We start from the raw sequence: 20,813 nt of genomic DNA on the forward strand, positions 1-20,813 counted from the left end.
GCGACCTCAGGTGCGAGCGGGCGTGATGACTCCGAACCACCGCCGCAAGGCCGCCTGGAGTGCCGCGATCTCCGTTGGATCGGGCCGGGGTGACGAAGACGCCCAGGCCACGTAGCAGTCCGGTCGAAGGAGCAGGGCGGTGGGCGCGGCGGCCTGGGAGCGCGCCGTGACGACATCGACCTGGTCGTGCCGCAGGGCGAGGGTCTTCGCCAGTGACGCCTCCTCGGTCAGGTCGAGCAGCAAGGGGCGTGCGGTCCTGGTCAGCTCGGCCAGCCGGACCGGACCGGCCGGGGTGCGCAGGTCCAGGTCCGGGGCGAACCGGCCGGTCAGCGGATGCGCCTCGCCCGCACCCATGTCGTAGCGGACGTCGGCGCCCGCGGTGAGCTCGGCCAGGCGCCGCACGGTGCCGGGGTCGCGGAGCAGTTCGGCGAACACCTCGCGCAGTCCGGTGACATCGTCGCCGGGGGCGATCAGGGCCGCCTGTGCCTGCGCGTTCAGCACCATGCGCCGGGCGGCCGACCGCCGCTCCGTCTCGTAGGTGCCCAGCAGCCCGGACGGGGCTCCTGCCCGGATCTCGGCGGCGAGTTTCCAGCCGAGATTGACCGCGTCCTGCAGGCCGAGGTTGAGCCCTGGACCGCCCCCCGTGGCGGCGTACACATGAGCGGCGTCACCGATCAGGAACACCCGGCCGTCGGCGAACCGCTCGGCGACCCGGGTGTTACCGCCACTCAGCCGGCGCAGCACGTGCGGTCCCTGGCCGTCGGGCGGGCCGAGCGGCACCTCGACGCCGAGCACGCGGCGGACGCTCGCCCGTAACTCCTCCAGGCTCATCACCGCATCGGTCGCGGGCTGGTCCCACTCCGTGGTGCTGACCAGCGGCGGGTGGCCGGGCATCGGCGCGTAGGAGAACCCCCCGTGCTCGGTGCGGTGGGGCAGGAACGGCGAAACGGCGCCGTAGCCGGGCACGTTCAGCGCACCGGTCGCAGGATCGACCCGGTCCGCCGGGACCGTCACATGCGCCGAGCGCACGGTCATCCGGTCGTAGGTGACTCCGGGGAATCCGATGCCGGAGAGTTTGCGGGTGACGCTGTGGGCTCCATCGGCGCCGACAAGGTACCGGGCCCGCAGGTGGTAGGCCCCGCCCGGGCTCGCGACGTCGACGGTGACCGCCTCGTCGTCCTGCGACAGGCCCACGACCTCATGTCCGCGCCGGATCTCCACGCCCAGCTCGACGGCGCGCTCCTGCAGAACCTGCACGATGCGCCGCTGCGGCACCGGCAGGGCGTAGACGGGGCTGTCGTCCAGCACACTCAGGTCCAGGCCCATCGCGCCGAACATGAAGTAGGCGGAGTTCGGCCGCGGCGGCTCCGGGCTGCCACTGAGACGTTCGTGCAGCCCCCGGCGGTCGAGCAGCTTGACGACCTGGCCGAGCAGCCCGTTCGCCTTCGGTTCCTCGCTCGGCTCCGGCAGCCGCTCCAGCACGAGTGGCCGGACCCCCGCCAGGCTCAGCTCGCAGGCCAGCATCAGCCCGTTCGGGCCGCCGCCGACGATGACGACATCTGTGATCATGTGCGTTCCCTTGTTCGCCCGAGGTGAGAGGACGCCCAGGCTAGGAAAAAAGTTGCGTGTAGGCAAGTTTGCGTACGCGCATTGAATCTGGGAGGCTGAGACGGTGACGACGAGACCGGCAGGGCTGCGCGAGCAGAAGAAGCAGGCCACCCGAGAGGCCCTGCGCACCGCGGCCCTGCGGCTGGCTCTTGAGCGTGGACCCGACAACGTGCGCGTCGACGACATCGCCGAGGCCGCCGGCGTCTCACCCAGGACGTACAACAACTACTTCTCCAGCCGCGAACAGGCGATCGTCGCCGCCGTCGCCGGCGAACGGGAGGCGCGGGTCGCGGCGGCGGTGGCCGGCCGGCCCCGCGGCGTCGGCCTCGCCGACGCCGTCATCGAGGCGATCGTGGATCAGTACACCGCCCCGGACGAATCCGCCCGGGACGCGCTACTGCTGATCGTCACCCGCCCGGCGCTGCGCGAGGCGTTCGTCGAAACCACCACCGCGATCGAGCACCCCCTCACCGATGCGATCGCCGGACGTCTCGGCGACGGCGACCCGCACACCGCACGGGTGCTCGCGGCGAGCGTGGCCGCCGCGGTTCGCGTGGCGCTCGAGCAATGGCTGCAGGCGACCGTCTCGTCCGCCACGGCCGGCGGGCTCGTCGTGCCGTCCGGCTCGCTGCCGGACCTCCTTCGCGCCGCGCTCGCGCCCCTCGCGCCCGCACTCGACGCCGCCGAGCAACGAGCACTCCGCCACCGGCGTCAGTGAACCGCCTGCCGAAGGAAACGGCGCCCCGGCATCTGCCGCTGAATCGTCGCCGGCGTGGGAGACGGCCGAACACCACCGGCAGGAGGGGGCCTTTCGGGCCGCCGGCGCGGATCGCGAGCCGCACCGGGCCGAAAGGCCCCCTCTTCGTCAGGACTCCGGCTGCCGCTCACCCAGGCCCTGGAACCGGCTCTCGATGAAGTCACCCCAGGTCGCGTCGAGCGTCACCATCTCACCGTCGACCATCTTCCACTGGGGCGCCTTGTGCGGCGGGTAGGCGAACAGCACCGACGACAGGCGTTCGTAGCCGGGCGGCATGGGTTTGGTGTGCACCCGGTGCGTCGACGGCCGGAACCGCCCGTCGGAGGCGCTCGTGAGCATCCGGCCGATGTTGCACAGGACCACGTCGGTGCCGGCGATCACCGGCTCCACCCAGGTGCCGTCGTGCAGCACGTACTGCAGCCCCTGGTCGGAAGGCGGCAACTGCAGGCCGAGCATCTGGATGCCCGAGTGCTCGTGCGCCAGCACCTCGCGATCGCCCACGTCCCGGTAGCGGATCACCCGCAGGTTCGTGGCCTCCCGCGACAGGTCCAGCTCGGGGGTGCCGGGCGCCATCATGCCGCGGACGACCTCTCCGAACAGGGAGATCAGCCGGAACGCGGTGTCGAACACACCGGCCGCCGCCGCCCCGAACGCCGGGAAGGCGCGCAGCACGTCACCGGCGCCGGGCGGCTGGTCGGCCAGCAGCGCCCCGCTGATGTGAATGAACTCCTTGGGGTCGGGCACGCCGTTGGCCAGGCGCGGGATCTCGGAGTTGTAGGGGAAGAACCCGTGCGTGCCGCCGACCGACAGCTGGGGCACCGACGACTGCGCGTAGTCGGCCAGCCGCGGCTCCGGCGATCGGCACGCCGAGGCGAACTCCTCCATCATGGTGCGGACGCGTGCGCCGATGCCGGGGACCTCGGCGGCCATGAAGCCCCAGTCGGTCAGCTGGGTCCTGATGGCCTGCGTCGCCTTCTCCATGTCGGCGTCGAGATCGTCGGCGCGCACGAGGGGAACGCGACCACTGAGTTCCATGGGGGGGACGTCCATTGTCGCTCCACTTCTCTTCGGTCACTACGGGGTGCGGGCGATATGCGAATCCGTGAAGGGCGGCGGTGCCGCCCTTCACCTGACCGCCGGGTTGACGCGGGGGCCGCCGGTGGCGGAGCTGAGTCCCAGCCGCTGCGCGACCAGCGCCACCTCCGTCCGGTTGGAGCAGTCGAATTTCACCAGCAGGTTCGAGACGTGCCGTTTGACGCCGTGGATCGAGATGCCCATGGCGCGGGCGATCTGGTTGTTGCTCATTCCGCGCAGCAGCAGGGCGAGCGCCGTGTGCTCGCGCTCGGTCAGCCGGTCGGTCAGCTCGGCGCCGGCGCCCTGGGGGGAGGGCGCGACCGGCGACACGGACGGCGACACGGACGGCGACACGGACGGCGCGACCGGCAGGGTGGGCAGGTCGCCGCTGAGCAGGTGCGCGAAGGCGTCGGACAATCCGGCGACGTTGACCACGTCCCACAGCAGGCAGCCGTCGACACCGTGATCGCCGGCGACAGGGGACAGGTGGCGCGCCTCCTCGGTTCGCATCAGTGCCAGCACCCTGGTGCGGCCACAGGGCGTACCGGCGGCGGCCACCACCTGCGGCACCGTCGCGACCGGCAGCACCACCACGTCGAAATCCCCTCCGCCCAGCGCCTGGCCGGCCTCCGCCACGCTTCGGCCGACCGTCGCCCTGACCACGTGCGGTACCCGGCACAGCAGCAGCGGCAGCCCGTAGAAGGAGATCTCGTCCTCGGCCAGCCAGAAGACGGACAGGATCCGGCGGCGGCCGAAAAGAGGCGCGGCGATCCGCTCGCCCGCATCCATCGTTCTCGTGCTCATCGCATGATCCTTTCTGTCGTTGAGGTCATCGCCCGCGCGGGGCGAGGGTGGTGACGAAGTGCCGGTAGAACCGGTCGGCGTCGACCGACCGGGCACAGCGGACCGCGCGCCCGCCGGCACTTCGCACGATTCGTCCCTGGCTCGCGCTCCGGGTCACGACATCGCAGCGCACCGTCTCGAAGGTGCAGATGTCCTGGTCGGCGAGGTAGGAGGCGGTGAGGCTGTCCCAGCAGCAGTAGGGCAGCCCGGTGGTCTCCAGCGTGCCGAAGGTGAGCGCGAGCAGCGACCCGGCCAGGTCGCTCACGTGCTCGCCGTACGCACGGCCGAAGATCTCCACGAAGTCGGCGGTCACCGGCACCCGGTTGGTCACATCCAGCGGGAACATGGTGATCGGCACATCGGAGTCGAACACGCACTTGACGGCGTCGGGATCCCAGTAGACGTTCCACTCGCCGGTGCCGTCGTGGCCCGGCTGGTGGACGTTGCCCGCCACATCCAGGGCGCCGCCCATGAACACGATCTCCTCGATGCGTGCCGCGAGCCGAGGATGGTGCTTCAGGCACCAGGCGATGTTGGTCAGCGGGCCGGTGGCCAGCACGGTGACCGGTCCCGGCGCCTGCGCCAGCCAGGTGGCGAGCTGCTCGTGCGCCGGGGGCGCCTGAGCGGCGGGGACGGTGCGGCCGCGCTGGTTGAGCACGGGCAGCGCGTCCGCCCGCAGGGCGTCGATCCGCCAGGCGAGCGGAAAAGGGTTGCGGCCGGGCAGCACGCCCAGCGCCGTCGGTACGTCCCGGCCCACCAAGGCGAGGATCTTGCGGGTGGCCGACAGTCCGGGCGCGGGCAGGCAGTCGGCCGGGGTGACGGCGACACCGCGCAGATCGACGTTCTCGTAGCGGGTCAGCAGCAGCAGCGCCAGCAGGTCGTCGGGCGCGCCGTCGTGGTCGAACACGACGTGGCGGCGGCGCGCACCGGGTGCGGCGCCGGGTGCGGCACCGGTTTCAGTGCCGGTTTCAGTGCCGGTTTCGGTGCCGGTTGTCGGGGGGTCAGTCACGGCGCCTCACCAGGTGGAAGGAGAAGTCGGTGCCGCGGTGGTAGTCCTGCGAGAACAGCAGGGGCCGACCCGCGCTGTCGTGGTGGGTCTGGATGAGCAGCAGCCACGCGCCGCCGGCCTCGGCGCCGCCGATGCGCTCGGCCTGCGCCGAATCCAGGGTGACGGCACGGACCTGGGTGACCGCGTACGCGATCGTGTGACCGTGCTCGGTGAGGAGCTGAAACAGCGACCCGGACCAGTCGACCTCGTCCAGCGGGAGACGGACGAGCCGGCGCGGGAACAGGTCGATCGAGTAGAGCAACGCGTCGTCCCGGTGCCGGCGCAGCCGCTCCAGGCGCACGATCGTCTCACCGGGCGCCAGCCGCAACACCTCGCGCTGGTGGCGGTCCGGCTCGACCGAGGCGACGTCCAAGACGGTGTCGTCGGCGGTGAAACCGCGGCTGGCGAGCATCTCCGTCACCCCTTCCAGGCGGGTCAGCGGACGATCCAGGCTCGGCTGCGCGGTGAGGTAGCGGCCGTCACCGTGACGCGCCTGGATGACGCCCTCCTGCTCCAGGAGCTTGAACGCCTCGCGGATGCTGGTGCGGCCCGCGTCGAAGAGGTTCATCAGCTCGTTCTCCGACGGCAGCTTGTCGCCCGGGCGCAGGCCCTGCTCGACGATGAGGAGGCGGAGCCGGTCGCGGATCCTGACGGCCAGGGTGTGCGGTCGTGGTGTCATGCGGATATCTCCTGCGCCGGTGGACCGTGGAGAGGGGCGAGACCGAGCTCTCCGGCGGACGGGTAACTGGGCACGCAGAAACGGCGCGTGACCGAGACTGCGGCCACCCTGCAGGCGAGTCGGACCCCGGCCGCCAGGCTCAGCCCGGCGCGCAGGGTGGCGGCCAGCGTACCGGTGAAGGCGTCGCCCGCTCCGGTCGTGTCGACAGCGTCCACGCGGGGTGCGTCGACCAGCATAGTGCCGTGATCGTCGCTCACCTCGGCCCCCCGCTCGCCCCGGGTGACGACCACGGCCCCTCCTTTGGTACGAAGGCCCAGGGACCGCGAGAAGTCCGCGGTGCGGCCGCCGGTCAGCACGCCCAGTTCTGCCTCGTTGAGCACCACCACGTCGGCCCTGCTCAGCAGGTCCGCCCCGTCGGCCCCCAGGAACGCCTCGGCCGGGCTGGGGTTGACCAGGAGGCGCACTCCCGGCGAGACGGCCGCCGCGGCCGCGCACGAGGTGGCCACCGGGATCTCGCCCTGCAGGACGAGAACCGACCCGGCCGGCAGACGCGCGGCCGCCGCGGCCGCCCGCTCCGGGGCCAGCAGGCCGGCCGCCCCCGGCCAGGTCATCACGATCTGCCGCCCCTGGTCGTCGACGTAGACGAAGCTGCGCCCGGTGGCCACGCCCTTGGCGATCGCGCAGTCGCCCACCTCGACGCCGTCGGCCCGCAGCGCCGCCAGCGCCGCCGAACGGTCGGCGTCCTCGCCCAGGCAGCCGGCGAAACGCGCGGGCGCGCCGAGCCGGGCCGCCGCGACCGCCACGTTAGCCGCCTTGCCGCCGTGCGCGGTGGCGTACTCGGCGGCGTTGACGCTCTCGCCGGCGGACGGCAGGCGGCCGCCGAACATGTAGAGGTCCAGGGTGTAGGCGCCGAGCGCGAGCACGGTCACCGGGGCACCGCCTTTCTCGGGGGCGCCGGTGCTTGGTGAGGGGACCGGGCCAAAGGCGGGGTCATGCGCCCAGCCCCACCGCGCACGGGGCGATGCTGTCGGCGTCCACCGAGACGCGCACGTCGGGGTGCCGGTGCGCCAGCGTGACCGGGAGCGACACCTCCGGTTCGGTCGTCAGCAGCAGCACGCGGACGATGTACCGCTTCCACGCGCCGCCGTCGGTGATGAGGTGCAGCCGCCGGGCGGAAAGGATCTCCGCCATGCCCAGCGTGATGGCCATCGGCGGGATGGGCTGGGTGTAGCCGCCGGTCAGCCGGTGCGAAAGGGCCACGAGCGTGTCGTCGAGCAGGGTGACGATCCGCGTGGTGGAGGCGGCGAACTCCTCGACGGTGTACCGGTGCCAGCGGTTCGAGGGCGGCTCGTTGAAGGCGAGGTGCCCCCGGTAGCCGAAGCCCGCGAAACACGTGTCGGCCCCGCCGACCTCGCGCAGGCGGGCGCCGTAGGCGTCGGGGTCGAGGACATCGGGGTAGACGACGTTGCCGGGGTGAGGGCGCAGCGCGGGGTCCAGCAGCTGGTAGAGGTTGCGGTCGCAGTAGCCGCGGAAGCTGAACGGGTGTGACGGCTCGACGGGGCGGCCCTGCCAGTCGAGGAACTCGTCCATGTGGAAGGCGTGCACCTCGGCCCAGCTGATGCGCTCCTGGTTGCAGATGCGCGCCAGCAGCGGATAGTGCGCCTTGGGGCCCACGGGCAGGATCCAGCGGGTGGGCTCGCCACGCAGGTTGTTGTCGCGCAGCTCGTCGGCCATCTCACGGGCCAGCCGGTGGTAGAGGGCGCCTGTGTCGGGATACACGGTCACCGGGTGCCGCGCGATCGCCGTGAGCGTCGCGGCGGGCATACTCAGGTGCTCCTCGGTGAGCTCACCGGAGGTGCGGGGATAGGGGTAGGCGTGCGCCTTTGTCCTGACGAAGGTCACGTCACTCCTTTGAAGGGTTTCGGGATAAGGAACCGGGACAGGACGTTTCGAGTGACGTGCCGGACGTCGCCGTCGCAGCAGGCGAGGCTGGCCACCCAGTTGACGGATCCGGTGGCGAAGACGGCGCCGCCCGCCCCGGTCAGGCGCAGCGTCATGTCGGCGCGGACGGCGTCCGCGCCGAGACTGGCCTCCTCCGGCGCGTTCTGGTAGTGGCCGCTGTGCCCGCCCGCGGACGTGGCGAGCAACAAGGTGCCCGGCGGGGTGCCGAGGCCGGGGTCGGCGCGGTCGATCTCGTCTCCGGCGGCGCCGCCGAGAGCGAGCCCGTGGCGGCCGATGACCGGATCGGAGATCCCGGCGAACACCCAGGCCGCCTCGGCACGGTAACCGTCGGGCAGGCGGGTGAAGCCGGGCGCCGGGCCCCAGCCCTGGGCGGTGAAGCCGACGCCCAGCAACTCCTGGGGCGCCAGGCCGCGCTCGCGCCACAGTCCGCCGGGCTCCCCGGTCGAGGTGAGGACGTCCTCTCCCGGCTCGTTGTCCCACCAGGCGCCGGTGTGGCCGCGGCGTACCTCGATCGCGTTCGGGTGGCGCGGATCGACGCCGGTCACCCAGTAGAAGCCGTTGCCGCCCAGGTACATGAGCCGTCCGCCGCCGGACACGTACGCCGCGACGGCCTCGCGCTCCGGTGCGCTGACGTACTCGGGGTGGCTGCCGGTCAGCACGACGCGGTAGCGCGCCAGCAGGGCGGCCCCGCCGGTGTGCACGTCCTCGTCGGCCAGGACGTCGAAGGCGAAGCCCTCGGCGTGCAGCCAGCGCAGCAGCAGCAGGTCGGCGGCGAAGTGCCGGGGCGCCCCGGTCATCCACCACCGGTAGTCCGGCGTGTGGTTGAGCACCGGGCGCCGACCGCAGGAGTGGTAGACGGGGCCGCCCTCGCGTCGCTGGTCGTACAGGGACAGGCCCAGGTCGCGGTGGGCGTTGAGGTGGACGTCGGTGTCCGACAGCTCGATGCGCCGGTCGGTCACGTGCGAGTAGTCGCCGAAGTACTCGGCCTCGCTGGACTGGCGGTGGTTGGCGTAGGCCAGGTAGGTGAACGTCGGCAGGACGACCGCGATCGGGCGCGCCGGGCCGGCCGGGGGGACGACGAGCGGGACAACATGGCAGTCACCGTGGGAGTCACTGTGAGAGTCACCGTGGGCGCGCACTCGCACGCCGAGCACGGTCGAGCCGGCGTCGGCGGGTACGGTCACCGCGCAGGTTCGCGGCCAGCGGGCGTCGTCCAGGTCTTCGGGGCTGAGCTGCAGGGCGGTGCGGGTGCCGTCCTCGCCGGGGCCGACGAGCCCGGCGAGCGGCCGGTTGACGGCGCGGGCGTGCCGGGCGTTTCCGCTGATGTCGAGGACGACGGGGCCGCCCGGATCGGCGGCCGGGTCCCACAGGGCGAGAAGGCCGGCGCCCAGGTGCCCGGCCAGGGCCGGGCCGCCGGTCAGGCCCGTCATGGTGTCGCAGTCGCCGGAGGTGAGCGCGTCGCCGGTCAGCAGGGGCAGCGCCAGGCGCCCGGCGTACGGGTCGCGGTGGCCGGAGCCCGCGCCGAAGCGCAGGGTCGCGGTCGCCGGCTCCAGCGGCAGGTCCGCCCGGTACGCGGCGGCGTCGTCGCGCACCGCCCCTCGGATGCTCAGGCGCAGCCGGGTGCCGGACGGCTCCGCCGTCCAGGCGGCCACCAGCAACGACCACGCCCCCTGAGGGAGGGCCGAACCCGCTCCCGCGCGCAGGACGCCGGATCCGGTCTCGATGACGGTCTCGGGACGTCCGGCCTCGTCCAGGGTGATCAGCAGCCGCCGGTCGCCGGTGTCCAGCTCCGCCGCGACCTGCCGGGCGCCGGCCCCGTGCGGGCGCAGCCACAGCGCGACGCTGCCTCGGGCGGGGGCCGGCACGCCGGTGGCCTCCAGGTGGGAGCCGGTCAGCAGGCGCCGCGGCTCGACGGTGACCGGCATCGCCTGGCCGAGCACGGCCTGGCTCACCAGGTCGACCACCTCGACCCGCGCGGCTCCGGCGGGCCCGCTCGCGTGCACGTTCACGCGCTGTCCGGGGGAGGCGGACCAGCGGTCCAGGTAGGCCAGCATCCGGGGTCGCGGCACGTGTGTCATGGTCAGGCATCTCCCCGCCGGTAGGGCAGGCCGACGTAGGCGGGCATGCGCAGCCGCTGGGCGACCGTGGCCAGCACCAGCAGCGTGGTCAGGTACGGCGTGACGTAGATGAGCTGGGTGGGCACCGAGCCGGTGCTCTGGAAGAGCGCGAAGGCGGCCGCGCCGAGCAGGGCCGCGCCCGCCGCCAGGCGGGGCCGCCGCCGCGCGACGACGATCGCCGCCGCCCACGCCAGCATCGCGCCCAAAAGCAGCAGGGTGTGCACCGCGCTCGCCTGGCGCAGCTGCACGGCGTCGGCGTAGCCGAACAGCAGCGCCCCGCCCGCCGTGCCGACCGGCCGCCAGTTACCGAAGATCATTGCGGCGAGGCCGATGAAGCCGCGCCCGCCGGTCTGGCCCTCCTGGTAGAGGCCGGAGGAGACGGTGACGAGGTAGGCGCCGGCCAGACCGGCCAGAGCGCCGGAGACCAGCACGCCGCAGTAGCGCATCCGCTGGACCGGCACGCCGAGCGAGTCGGCCGCGGCCGGGTGCTCCCCGGCCGAGCGCAGCCGCAGCCCGAACGCGGTGTGCCACAGGAGCACGACGCTGACCGGGACGAGCACGACGGCGGCCACGGTGAGCCACGACACCTCGTGCAGCAGCCCTCGCAGCAGGCCGGCGGCGTCCGCGAGGAGGAAGACGCCGCCGCGTTCCAGGTCGCCCAGCAGGTCGCCGCCGCCCGCGCCGCCCGCCAGCAGCGGCATGCTCACGGTGCCGACCTCGCCCGTGACGGGAGGCGACTGGGTGGCCCCGGCGCCGGGCAGGCCGGCGAACACGACGACGCACAGAAAACGCGCCACCCCCGCCGCCAGGATGTTGACGGCGATGCCGCACACCACCTGGTCGACGCCGAAGGTGACGGTGACGACGGCGTGCAGCAGTCCGGCGGCGGCGCCGCCCAGCACTCCGGCCACCACCCCGGCCCAGACGCCGTGGAAGTGGCCCGCCCACGCCCCGCACACCGTCCCGATGATCATCATGCCCTCGATGCCGAGGTTGGCGACGCCCGCGCGTTCGCTCCACAACCCGCTCAGGGCGGCCAGCCCGATCGGCACCGCGAGGCGCAGTGCGGCGCCGACCATGCCGGAGTCGGTGAGCGCCTCGCCGGTGAGGGCGCGGACGCCCGCCACCGCGAGCAGCACGAGCAGGACGATCAGCAGCGGCCGCCGCGTCAGCGCGTTCACGAGACCCCGCCCGGCGCCGGGGCCGGGGTGGCCTCGGGCTCGGTGCGTGCCCGCACCAGCCGTGCGGCGCGCCGGCGTTCGGCGCGACGCACCACCTCGTGCGCGACCACGACACTGATCACGATGACGCCCTGCATGATCGTGACGATCTCCTTGGGCACGCCCTCGATGTCGAGGATGAGCGCCGAGCGCTCCAGGAAGCCGAAGAGCAGGGCGGCGAGCGCGATGCCGAGCGGGGTGTTGCGGCCGAGCAGGGCCACCGCGATGCCGGTGAAGCCCGCCCCGGCGGGAAAGTCCAGGCCGAAGTGGTAGGCGGTGCCCAGCAGGTGGGGCAGCCCGGCCAGTCCGGCGATCGCGCCCGAGACGAGCATCGTCACGACGATCATGCGGCGTGGATCGACGCCGTGGACGCGGGTCGCCGCGGCGTTCAGCCCGCTCATCCGCAGGTCGTGCCCGAACAGCGTCCGGGTGAGCAGCAGGTGCAGGGCCACCCCCAGGAGCGCGGCGCCGAGCACGGCCCCGCCCAGGCTCGCGCCGCCCGGGAGCGTTACCCCGGCCGCGGCGAGCAGGCCGTTCAGCTCGGGCAGGCGGGCCGAGGGCGGCAGGTCCGCGGTCGACCCCGTCGTGCTGCCGGCGGCGAACACCTCGGCCAGCAGGTACGCCACGACCCCGGTGGCGACATAGTTCAGCAGCAGCGTCGACAACACCTCCGACACACCGCGCCAGACCTTGAGCAGCGCGGCGAGCGCGGCCCACGCGGCCCCGGCGAGCATGGCCACCGCGCACATGACGGCCACGTGCAGGGGCGCCGGCAGGTCCAGGTGCGCGCCGGTGGCCGCGGCCAGCAGCGCGGCGAGGCGGTACTGGCCCTCCACGCCGATGTTGAACAGGTTCATGCGGAACGTGACGGCCACCGCGAGGCCCGCGAGGAAGTAGACGACCGAGCGGTTCACGGCCGAGACGAGCGAGTCCGGCCGCGCGCCGAACTCCAGCATCGTCACATATGTCCTGCCTGGCGACGCGCCCGCCGCGGTCAGCAACGCCGTGGCCACGACGAGGGCCAGCAGCAGCGCGAGCGCCGGCGCGGCGAGCACGCGCGGCACCTTCCCGGCCCGGGTGATGATCGTGTTCATCCGGTGCCCGTCATCAGCCGGACCAGGCGCGGCCGGGTGAGTTCGGCGACCGGCAGGGCGGGTGTCAGCCGGCCGCGCAACATCACCTGTACGCGGTCGCTCAGGCCGAGCACCTCGTCGAGGTCGGCGCTGACCAGCAGGACGGCCAGGCCGGCATCGCGGGCCTCGCGCAGCAGATCCCAGATGACGGCCTGGGCGCCGACGTCCACGCCGAGGGTGGGGTGGGCGGCGAGCAGCACCTGGGGACGGCCGCGCAGCACCCGGCCGACGACGAGTTTTTGCTGGTTGCCGCCCGACAGCGCGGCGGCGGGGACGTCGGGGGAGGGCGCGCCGACGCCGAGGCGGGCGCCGATCCGCCCGGCGGCCTCCCGGGCGGCCGCGCGGTCCAGGCGCCACCGGCTGCGGCGGCGCAGGTCCTCGCTGCCCAGCATGACGTTCTCCCACAGCGTGGCGGGCAGCGCCAGCGCGTGGCGGTGGCGGTCCTCGGGGATGCACGCCAGTCCCAGGCGGCGGCGCCCGCGCACGCCCAGCCGGGTGGCGTCACGGTCGCCGAGGCGCACGGTGCCGGCCGTGATCTGGCGGGTGCCCACCAGCGCGTCGATCAGCTCGGACTGCCCGTTGCCCTGGACGCCGGCGATGCCCAGGATCTCGCCCTTGGCCAGCTCCAGGGTGGCCGCCTGGACGGCGTCGGTGCGCACGCCGTCCAGGCGCAGCACGACGGGGCCCTTTTCCGTGCGCCCGCCGCGGACGGTGGGCGGCAGGTCGCCGCCGGCGATGAGCCGGGTGAGGACGCCCGGGTCGGCGTCGCCGGCGGCGAACTCGCCCACCGCGGTTCCGGCGCGGATGACGGTGATGTGATCGGAGACGCTGAGCACCTCGTCGAGCTTGTGCGAGATGAACAGCACGGCCAGGCCCTGGGCGCGCAGTTCGGCGAGGCTGGTGAACAGGCGCCCCACCTCGCCGGGCGCCAGCACCGTGGTGGGCTCGTCGAGGATGAGCAGACGCGCGCCCCGGTACAGGGCCTTGAGGATCTCCACCCGCTGCCGTTCGCCCAGGCCCAGGTGCTCGATCCGGGCGCCGGGGTCGACGGCCAGGCCGTAGCGCTCGCCGAGGTCGCGCAGCGCGCGGGCGCTCGTGCGGCGGTCGAGCAGCCCGCGGCGCGAGGTCTCGGCGCCCAGGATCACGTTCTCCAGCACGGTCAGGTTCTCGGCGAGCAGGAAGTGCTGGTGCACCATGCCGATGCCGGCCGCGATGGCGTCGGCGGGCGACCGGAACCGCACGGGGACGCCGTCGAGCAGCAGGTCGCCGGAGTCGGGGCGCTCCTCGCCGTACAGGACGCGCATGAGGGTCGACTTGCCGGCGCCGTTCTCGCCGACCACGGCGTGCACCCGGCCCGGCCGCACCAGGAGGTTCATGTCGCGGTTGGCGGTGACGCCGGGGTAGCGCTTGGTGATGCGGCGAAGCTCGACGAGCGGCACGCCCGGGGAGGTCGTCGAAGGCCGCCTCACGGGGTGACCGGCACGTCGATCTCGCCGGCGATGATCCGCTTTCTGATCTCGTCCAGCCGGGGGCGGATGTCGGCGAGGTCGGAGCCGGTGGTGGCGTAGCCGACGCCGTCCTCGTCCAGGCCGAACTCGCGCAGCCCGTAGACCGCCTTGCCCGCCGCCTGCTCCTCGATGACACGCCGCACCGCGACGTCGATCTGCTTGGTGGCGCTGGTGAGGATCACCTCCGACAGGTCGGGGGCGACGGTGCGGCGCTGGTCGACGTCGACGCCGATGGCCCACTTGTGTGCCGCCTTGGCCGCCTGGAAGACGCCGAGCCCTGAGGCGCCGGCCGCGTGGTAGACGATGTCGGCGCCGCCGTCGTACATGCCGCGGGCGGCCTCCCGCGCCTTGTCGGGGGAGGAGAATCCGCTGAAGTCGGGCGGCTGCGTCATGAAGACGCTCGACAGCCGGATCTTCGGGTCGATCGCGCGGGCGCCGGCCGCGTACCCGGCCAGGAACTTCTCCTGGGGCGGCGTCTGCACGCCGCCGACGAAGCCGATCCGCCCGGTGGCGGACTTCAGCGCCGCCGCGGCCCCGACCAGGTAACTGGCCTGCTCCTCGCGGAACACCACGTTGGTGACGTTGGGCAGCTTCACCGTCGCGTCGTCGATGATGACGAAGTGCGTTCCCGGGTAGGCGGGCGCGACCTTCGTGAGCGGCTGGGCGTAGAAGAAGCCGACGGCCAGGACGGGGTTGTGGCCCGTCTCGGCCAGGAGGCGCAGGATCTCCTCCAGGTCGGAGCCGGCCGCGTTCGGGCTCAGCTCCTTGACCTCGATGCCCAGCGCGGCCTTGGCCTGATCGACGCCCGCCCCCGCGGAGTCGTTGAAGGACTTGTCGCCGCGCCCGCCCCGGCTGTAGGCGACCCCCACGCGCAGGCCGGCGGCGCCCGCAGCCGAGGCGGCCTCGTTCGCCCCCGCGTTCTGGGCGGTGCCCTGCGAGCCTCCGCAGGCGACGAGGGCGAACAGAAAGCAAAGGGCGATCGACGACCGGGTGAACAGGCGGGACACAAGTACCTCCCAAACCGGGGCTTTGACCAGAATGAGCACTCATCAGACAAGTGTCAATGCTTCTCTGATAACCGCTCCAGCCATACGGCGACGCCGTCCTCGTCGTTGGACGCGGTCATCTCATGGGCCGCGGCGAGCACCGCCGGATGGGCGTTGGCGACCGCGACCGCCGTCCCCGACCAGGTCAGCATCGGCAGGTCGTTGGGCATGTCGCCAAAGGCGATCACCCCCGCGCGGCCGAAGCCGAGCCGGTCGGCCATCGCCTCCAGGGCGGCCGCCTTCGTCACTCCGGCGCGGGTCACCTCGCAGAACACGTCCGCCGACACGGTGACCTCGCACCCGGGCAGCAGCGTGCCCACGCTCTCGTAGTACCCGCGGGCCGCCCCCTCCAGCTGGACTACGATCTTGCCGACGCCGTGCCAGTCGATCGCCTCCTCCAGCCTCGCCACCCGACGGGCGTCGCGGGCCAGCGCGGGGGCCAGCTCGAAGGCGTCCTCCAGCAACAGCTCCAGATGACACTCGGCGCCCAGCCGGATGCCGGGAAAGCGGTCGCGCAGCGCCGTCAGCGCCCTGGTCACGTCCGCCTCGGCGAACGGGTGGTGATCGACCACCTCGTCCCGGGCGAAGTCGTAGACGACGGAGCCGTTGCCGCAGACCGCGCTGTTCGCGCCGGCTGTGTCGCCGCTGTCGCCGCTGTCGCCGGTGTCGTTGAGGGCCGCGGCCACGTGCCGGGTGTCGCGGACCGGCCGCGCCGTCGCGATGACGAACACATGCCCGGCCGCCCGGACGCGGCGCACGGCCGCCCGGGTGCGCTCGGACAGCTCGCCGCGCGAGTCGAGCAGCGTGCCGTCCAGGTCGCAGACGATCATTCGGCGTTCCACGGGCGGCACGCTGCTCACGGCCGGCACGGCTCCCGCGACGAAGACCGCTGCCGACGGGTCACGACCCGGCCGACCGCGGACACCACGACGTCGGCCGCGCCCGCGGCCAGGATGGCGTCGATGGTCTCGGCCACGCCACGCCGTGCCGCCAGCCCCTGCACCACCACAGCCCCCTCCTCGGACAGGTCACCGACGCGCCATGAGCGCGGCGGCAGCGCGGGCGCGACGCGCGGCAACTCGCGCGCCGACGTGCGCACCGTCAGCAGCACGTGCGCCGCCCCCGCCCGCACCGAGCCCAAAAGCAGCGCCACCTTCTCGATCCGGGCGCGTTTGCCGGCGTCCCGCCACGCGTGCGGCCCGGCGATGAGCCGCGGCGCGCAGGTGCGCACCGTGTCGAGGACCCGCAGGCCCGGCGCGAGGGACGCGCCCGGTTCGAGCACCTCGATGACGGCGTCCGCGAGCTCGGGGATCTTGGCCTGGCTGGCGCCGTAGGAGTGCACCACCTCGGCCGCCGACCCCCGGCCGCGCAGATAGCGCCGGCCGATGCCGGGGAACTCGGTGGCCACCCGGGCGCCGGGTGGCAGGCCCGCGGGCCCCGCCGATGTCTCGGCCGGTACGGCCAGCACCATGCGCCACGGACGGCCCGCCGCCACCGCCTCGACGACCTCGACCTTGGCGCCGGTCTCCTCGATCCAGTCGGTGCCGGCGACGCCGACGTCGAAGGCCCCGTCCTGCAGGACCAGCGGGATCTCCCGCGGCTTGAAGAAGACGACCTGGATCGGGCCGCCGTACTCGATGCTCGCCCGGTAGCTGCGTCCAGACGTCCGGCGCACGCCGAGCCCGGCCGCGGTGAACAGGTCCAGGACCGGCCGCTCCAGAGCGGACCCCTTGGGCAGCGCGAGCGAGATCATGTGATCAGCGTCTCCAGGTAGGCGGGGTGTTGCCGGCGGGGGAGCGCATGGCGAGGGCGCGCAGAGCCAGATCGACCATGCCGGTCTCCTCACCGCCGGCGGCCAGGACGCGCAGCCGCGCCGCGTCCAGCCAGCCGGCCTCGACGAATTTGTCGTGTTCGACGCGGGGCCGTTCCAGGTCTCCGGTGACGGTGGCGAGCACGTCGATCTCGCGCCGCCGGGTGCCGTCGCCGCCCTCCCAGTCGAACACCTTGACCAGGTCGCCGACCCGCTCAAGATGCCAGCCGGTCTCCTCGGCGATCTCGCGGGCGAGCGCCGCGCACAGCGTCTCGCCGGCCTCCACGTGCCCGCCGACGATGTCCCAGCAGCCGGGGAACAGCCGCACATGCGGGGCGCGGCGCTGCAGGAACACCTCGCCGCGCGGGTTGACCAGGACGGCTCCCACCACACAGCGCACGCCCTCGGCCGAGGCCCTCCGCTGGATCGTGTCGAACTCCCGCGGGTGCGGCGCGCAGCGTTCCGGCGGCGGGCTGCTCATGCCGTCTCCTGGTGGGCGTAGTAGGTGGCGTACAAGGCGGCGAACGGCCCGTCACGGCGCAGCAGCTCGTCGAAGGAGCCGTCCTCGACGATCCTGCCCTCGTCCAGGACGAGGATCCGGTCGGCCCGCCGGATGGTCGACAGCCGGTGCGCGATGACCAGGACGGTCCGGCCGGCGAACAGCCGCGCCAGCGCGTTCTGGATGCCCCTCTCGGTGAGGGGGTCGACACTGGCGGTCGGCTCGTCCAGGAGCACGATGTCGGGCTCGCGCACGAACATCCGCGCCACGGCGATGAGCTGCCGCTGCCCGACCGACACCCCCCGGCCGCCGTCGGCGAGCCGCTCGTGCGGCGCCATCGGCATGCTGCGCTTCCACACCCGGCGCCCGATCCGGTCGACGGCGCGCTCGACGTCGGCCGGACCGGCTCCGGGACGGCCGTAGGCGATGTTCTCCGCCAGCGTGCCGGCGAACACGAACGGGTGCTGCGGGACGACGCCGACGCGCCGCCGGTAGGCCGTCAGGTCCAGGGCGCGGACGTCGCGGCCGTCGACGAGCAGCTCGCCGCCCTGGAAGTCGTACGCACGGGCGATGATCTTGACGAGGGTGGACTTGCCGCCCCCGGTGCGCCCGACGATCGCCACCGTCTCGCGCGCGGCGATCCGCAGGTCCAGCCCGTCGAAGACGGGGCCGCCGGAGCCGTAGCCGAAACGCAGGCCGCGCGCCTCGATCTCACCGTTCAGGCGCGACACCGGCTCGCTCCCTCCCCGCACGACCGATCCCCGCTCGTCGATCAGCGCGAACACCCGTTCCGCGGCGGCCAGCCCCTGCTGGAACAGGCTCCAGAACGCCGCCGCCTGGGTGACCGGCTGCCACAGCATGCCGAGCGCCTGCAGCGCGAAGTACCACTCGCCGGGCGAGAGCCGGCCGAGCATCGCGAAACGCCCGCCCTGGTAGAGCACGACGGCCGTCGCCAGCCCCGCCAGCAGGGTCAGCACCGGCAGGATGACCGCGTAGATGAGCCCCTGGCGCACGTACACCCGGTACGACAGCCGGTTGACGTCGTCGAAGTCGTCGTAGACGGTCTGTTCGCGGCCGAAGCTCTTGGCGACGGCGATGCCCATCATCGACTCGTGGACGTTGGCGTTGACCTTCGCCATCACCCGCCGGGTGGCGGCCGCCGCCGTGCGGGCGATCCGGCGGAAGGCCAGCGCCGCCCCCAGCAGGAACGGCAACGCGGCCACGATGATCAGCCCCAGGCCCGGGTCGGTCCAGAACACCACGCCGCCGAGCAGCAGGACCAGCAGCGACTGGCTGAGCAGGTTCAAGGTGAGCGTCATCACCGAGCCGAAGCCCTCGGTGTCGCCGGTGACCCGGCTGAGCACCCGCCCGACGGAGTTGTCGTCGTGGAAGGCGACGTCCTTGTCCAGCGCGGCGTCGGCGGCCTCGCACTGCAGCCGGTAGACCACGTCGCCGACCAGCCGGGCGGTGACTGCCTGGCGCGCCCAGTTCATCGCCCACGCCAGCACCGCGGCGGCGACGACGAACAGGCCCAGCCACAGGCCCAGCCCCGCCCCGCCGCCGACCTCGTCGATCAGCCGCGCGATGACGACGGGCACCGAGGCGGTCAGCAGGGCCGCCCCCACGACAAGGACCGCGCAGCCCAGCATCGTGCCGCGCCGGGCGCGCAGATAGGCCAGGATGCGCACCAGGAGCCGGCGGTTGCCGTACACGCGGTCGTAGGTGTCGGCGTGCAGGCCCGCGAACAGGTCAGTCACTGTAGATCTCCCGGTAGAGCGCGCAGCGTGCCATCAGCTCGTCGTGCCCGCCGAGGTCGACGACGCGCCCGGCGTCCAGCAGCACGATGAGGTCCGCGCGCCGGATCTGGCCCGGACGGTGCGAGACCAGCACGGTGGTGCGGCCGGCGGTCGCCCGCTCGATCGCCTCGGTGATGGTCGCCTCCGTACGCGCGTCGATCGCGCTCGTCGCGTCGTCCAGGGTGAGGACACGCGGGTCGGTGAGCAGCGCCCGGGCGATGGCCAGCCGTTGCCGCTGACCACCGGACAGCGTCGTGCCGCCCTCGTTCAGGACGGTGGCGTAGCCGTGCTCCATCTCCTGGACGAAGTCGTCGGCGCAGGCCAGTTTGGCGACGCGCTTGACGTCCTCTTCCGCGGCCCCCGCGGGTGCGCCGAAGGCGACGTTGTCCAGCACGCTCTTGGAGAACAGGAAGATCTCCTGGTCCACGTGGCCGATCTGACGGCGCAGCGCGCCCGGCTCCCAGTCGCGTACGTCCCGGCCGTCGATCAGCACCCGCCCCTCGTCGGCGTCGTACATGCGCGCGACGAGTTTCAGCAGCATGCTCTTGCCGCTGCCGGTGGGGCCGACGACGGCGAGCGTGCGCCCGGCGGGCAGGTGGAAGGACACCTCGCTCAGGACGTCCTTGCCGTCGTGGCGCAGGGTCACCCGGTCGAAGGTGATCGCGCCCTCGACGGCCGTCGTGACGCCGGTGGTCTCCTCGAGGTCGCCGGGCCCGTCGATGATCTGCCGCATCCGGGCGGCGGCGGCCAGCCCCTCCTGGACGACCGGCACGGCCTGCTCCGACAAGGTGACCGGCTGCGCCAGCGCCACCAGCCAGCCCAGGTAGGTGACGACCTGCGCGAGCGCCAGCTCGCCCTGGCCGTACAGGTACAGGGAGTGCAGGGCGCCGACGGCCATCGCGACGGCGAAGCTGAGCGCGGGCAGGTAGACGGCCTGCGCCCGGCCGCGCCGCACGAAGGCGTCCCGGTAGGCGGCGGCGGCCCGCCGGAACGCGAGCCGCTCGTGCTCCTCCTGGGTGGCCGCCTTCACGGTGGCGATGCCGGTCAACGTGGTGGAGAAGCGCTCGTTCAGGTCGGCGAACGTCTCCCGGATGCGCATCGTCAGCGGTTGCAGCCGCCGTAGGTGCCGGCGCAGCGCGACCGCGAACACCACGACCAGTGCGCCGGGGGCGAGCAGGAGCTGGGGGTTCAGCGAGGCGATGAACACGATCGGCACCACCAGGGCGAGCAGCGCGTTGAACGCGGTGGACACCCCTGGGCTGAACATGTAGTCGACGAGCCGCGCGTCGTTGATGGCGCGGGCCAGGATGTCGCCGATGCGCTGCTGGTCGTGAAAGGACATGCGCTTGGCCAGCAGACTGCGGTACAGCTCGTCGCGCACGTCGCGTTTGACCCGCTGGGCGAGGACCTCCATCGAGCCGTGCGAGAGCAGGTCGGCGGCGAACCGGCCGGCCGCCAGCAGCGCGGTGGCGACCGCCGCGGCGACCAGCACGCCGGGGTCGGCACGCTCGCCGGTCGCCTCGGCGAACGCCGCGCCGATCTGGACCGGCACCAGCGTCGTGCACACGTTCGCCGCCACCGCCGCCACGGTGAACACCGCCAGCAGCGGCCGGTGCACGCGCAGCCGGGTGGCGATCCACCCGAGTACGGCCGGCGACGCGACCTGCCGTGCTCGCCCGGCCCGGCCCGCCGGTCGCGTCCGGTCCATGGCCC

The 20,813-nt window shown here is 73.3% G+C and carries 18 protein-coding genes; 1 reads left to right on the plus strand and 17 read right to left on the minus strand.

What is annotated here, in order from left to right:
- Positions 1 to 6: 6 nt before the first annotated feature.
- A complete protein-coding gene (locus ABT352_RS36570) occupies positions 7 to 1,569 on the minus strand; it encodes an FAD-dependent oxidoreductase (RefSeq protein WP_350949615.1) in 1,563 nt (520 codons plus the stop codon).
- A gap of 103 nt (positions 1,570 to 1,672) precedes the next feature.
- Here ABT352_RS36570 and ABT352_RS36575 point away from each other — a divergent pair, with 103 nt between their 5' ends.
- Complete coding sequence (locus ABT352_RS36575; RefSeq protein ID WP_350949616.1) at positions 1,673 to 2,326, plus strand: TetR/AcrR family transcriptional regulator; 654 nt, start codon at positions 1,673 to 1,675, stop codon at positions 2,324 to 2,326.
- A gap of 147 nt (positions 2,327 to 2,473) precedes the next feature.
- Here ABT352_RS36575 and ABT352_RS36580 read toward each other — a convergent pair whose 3' ends face one another.
- The 16 genes from ABT352_RS36580 to ABT352_RS36655 form a co-directional block, all read right to left on the minus strand.
- Positions 2,474 to 3,415: an isopenicillin N synthase family oxygenase gene (locus tag ABT352_RS36580; protein WP_350949617.1), complete on the minus strand. Its 942-nt coding sequence runs from the start codon at positions 3,413 to 3,415 to the stop codon at positions 2,474 to 2,476.
- Between the two features lie 75 nt (positions 3,416 to 3,490).
- Positions 3,491 to 4,243: a response regulator transcription factor gene (locus tag ABT352_RS36585; RefSeq protein ID WP_350949618.1), complete on the minus strand. Its 753-nt coding sequence runs from the start codon at positions 4,241 to 4,243 to the stop codon at positions 3,491 to 3,493.
- A gap of 25 nt (positions 4,244 to 4,268) precedes the next feature.
- On the minus strand, positions 4,269 to 5,291 hold the full coding sequence (locus ABT352_RS36590) for a nucleoside hydrolase (protein WP_350949619.1): 1,023 nt from the start codon (positions 5,289 to 5,291) through the stop codon (positions 4,269 to 4,271).
- The gene (locus ABT352_RS36595) at positions 5,284 to 6,009 is read right to left on the minus strand and encodes a GntR family transcriptional regulator (protein ID WP_350949620.1); all 726 of its coding nucleotides are present in this window, start codon (positions 6,007 to 6,009) and stop codon (positions 5,284 to 5,286) included. The genes ABT352_RS36590 and ABT352_RS36595 overlap by 8 nt, the downstream gene beginning before the upstream one ends.
- Complete coding sequence (locus ABT352_RS36600; RefSeq protein ID WP_350949621.1) at positions 6,006 to 6,938, minus strand: PfkB family carbohydrate kinase; 933 nt, start codon at positions 6,936 to 6,938, stop codon at positions 6,006 to 6,008. The genes ABT352_RS36595 and ABT352_RS36600 overlap by 4 nt, the downstream gene beginning before the upstream one ends.
- A 61-nt stretch (positions 6,939 to 6,999) precedes the next feature.
- Positions 7,000 to 7,911 carry a 6-phosphogluconolactonase gene (locus ABT352_RS36605; protein ID WP_350949622.1) on the minus strand — a complete coding sequence of 304 codons (912 nt, stop codon included), beginning with the start codon at positions 7,909 to 7,911 and terminating at the stop codon, positions 7,000 to 7,002.
- Positions 7,908 to 10,040, minus strand: a complete 2,133-nt coding sequence (locus tag ABT352_RS36610; RefSeq protein ID WP_350949623.1) for a N,N-dimethylformamidase beta subunit family domain-containing protein — start codon at positions 10,038 to 10,040, stop codon at positions 7,908 to 7,910. The genes ABT352_RS36605 and ABT352_RS36610 overlap by 4 nt, the downstream gene beginning before the upstream one ends.
- A gap of 11 nt (positions 10,041 to 10,051) precedes the next feature.
- The gene (locus ABT352_RS36615) at positions 10,052 to 11,269 is read right to left on the minus strand and encodes an ABC transporter permease (protein ID WP_350949624.1); all 1,218 of its coding nucleotides are present in this window, start codon (positions 11,267 to 11,269) and stop codon (positions 10,052 to 10,054) included.
- Positions 11,266 to 12,402 carry an ABC transporter permease gene (locus ABT352_RS36620; protein ID WP_350949625.1) on the minus strand — a complete coding sequence of 379 codons (1,137 nt, stop codon included), beginning with the start codon at positions 12,400 to 12,402 and terminating at the stop codon, positions 11,266 to 11,268. Before ABT352_RS36620 ends, ABT352_RS36615 begins: the two co-directional genes overlap by 4 nt.
- Positions 12,399 to 13,910, minus strand: coding sequence for an ABC transporter ATP-binding protein (locus tag ABT352_RS36625; RefSeq protein WP_350949626.1), 1,512 nt, complete (start codon positions 13,908 to 13,910; stop codon positions 12,399 to 12,401). Before ABT352_RS36625 ends, ABT352_RS36620 begins: the two co-directional genes overlap by 4 nt.
- A complete protein-coding gene (locus ABT352_RS36630) occupies positions 13,907 to 14,956 on the minus strand; it encodes a BMP family lipoprotein (protein ID WP_350949627.1) in 1,050 nt (349 codons plus the stop codon). Before ABT352_RS36630 ends, ABT352_RS36625 begins: the two co-directional genes overlap by 4 nt.
- Before the next feature lie 53 nt (positions 14,957 to 15,009).
- Positions 15,010 to 15,837, minus strand: a complete 828-nt coding sequence (locus ABT352_RS36635; RefSeq protein WP_350949628.1) for an HAD family hydrolase — start codon at positions 15,835 to 15,837, stop codon at positions 15,010 to 15,012.
- A gap of 14 nt (positions 15,838 to 15,851) precedes the next feature.
- Positions 15,852 to 16,748, minus strand: a complete 897-nt coding sequence (hisG, locus tag ABT352_RS36640) for an ATP phosphoribosyltransferase (RefSeq protein ID WP_350949629.1) — start codon at positions 16,746 to 16,748, stop codon at positions 15,852 to 15,854.
- Positions 16,749 to 16,752: 4 nt separating this feature from the next.
- Positions 16,753 to 17,286: an NUDIX hydrolase gene (locus ABT352_RS36645; RefSeq protein ID WP_350949630.1), complete on the minus strand. Its 534-nt coding sequence runs from the start codon at positions 17,284 to 17,286 to the stop codon at positions 16,753 to 16,755.
- Entirely contained in the window at positions 17,283 to 19,061 is a 1,779-nt protein-coding gene (locus tag ABT352_RS36650; protein WP_350949631.1) for an ABC transporter ATP-binding protein, read from the minus strand. Before ABT352_RS36650 ends, ABT352_RS36645 begins: the two co-directional genes overlap by 4 nt.
- The gene (locus tag ABT352_RS36655; protein WP_350949632.1) at positions 19,054 to 20,808 is read right to left on the minus strand and encodes an ABC transporter ATP-binding protein; all 1,755 of its coding nucleotides are present in this window, start codon (positions 20,806 to 20,808) and stop codon (positions 19,054 to 19,056) included. Before ABT352_RS36655 ends, ABT352_RS36650 begins: the two co-directional genes overlap by 8 nt.
- Positions 20,809 to 20,813 lie beyond the last annotated feature (5 nt).

The sequence above is a fragment of the Streptosporangium sp. NPDC000563 genome (assembly GCF_040299985.1).
GTDB lineage: Bacteria > Actinomycetota > Actinomycetes > Streptosporangiales > Streptosporangiaceae > Streptosporangium.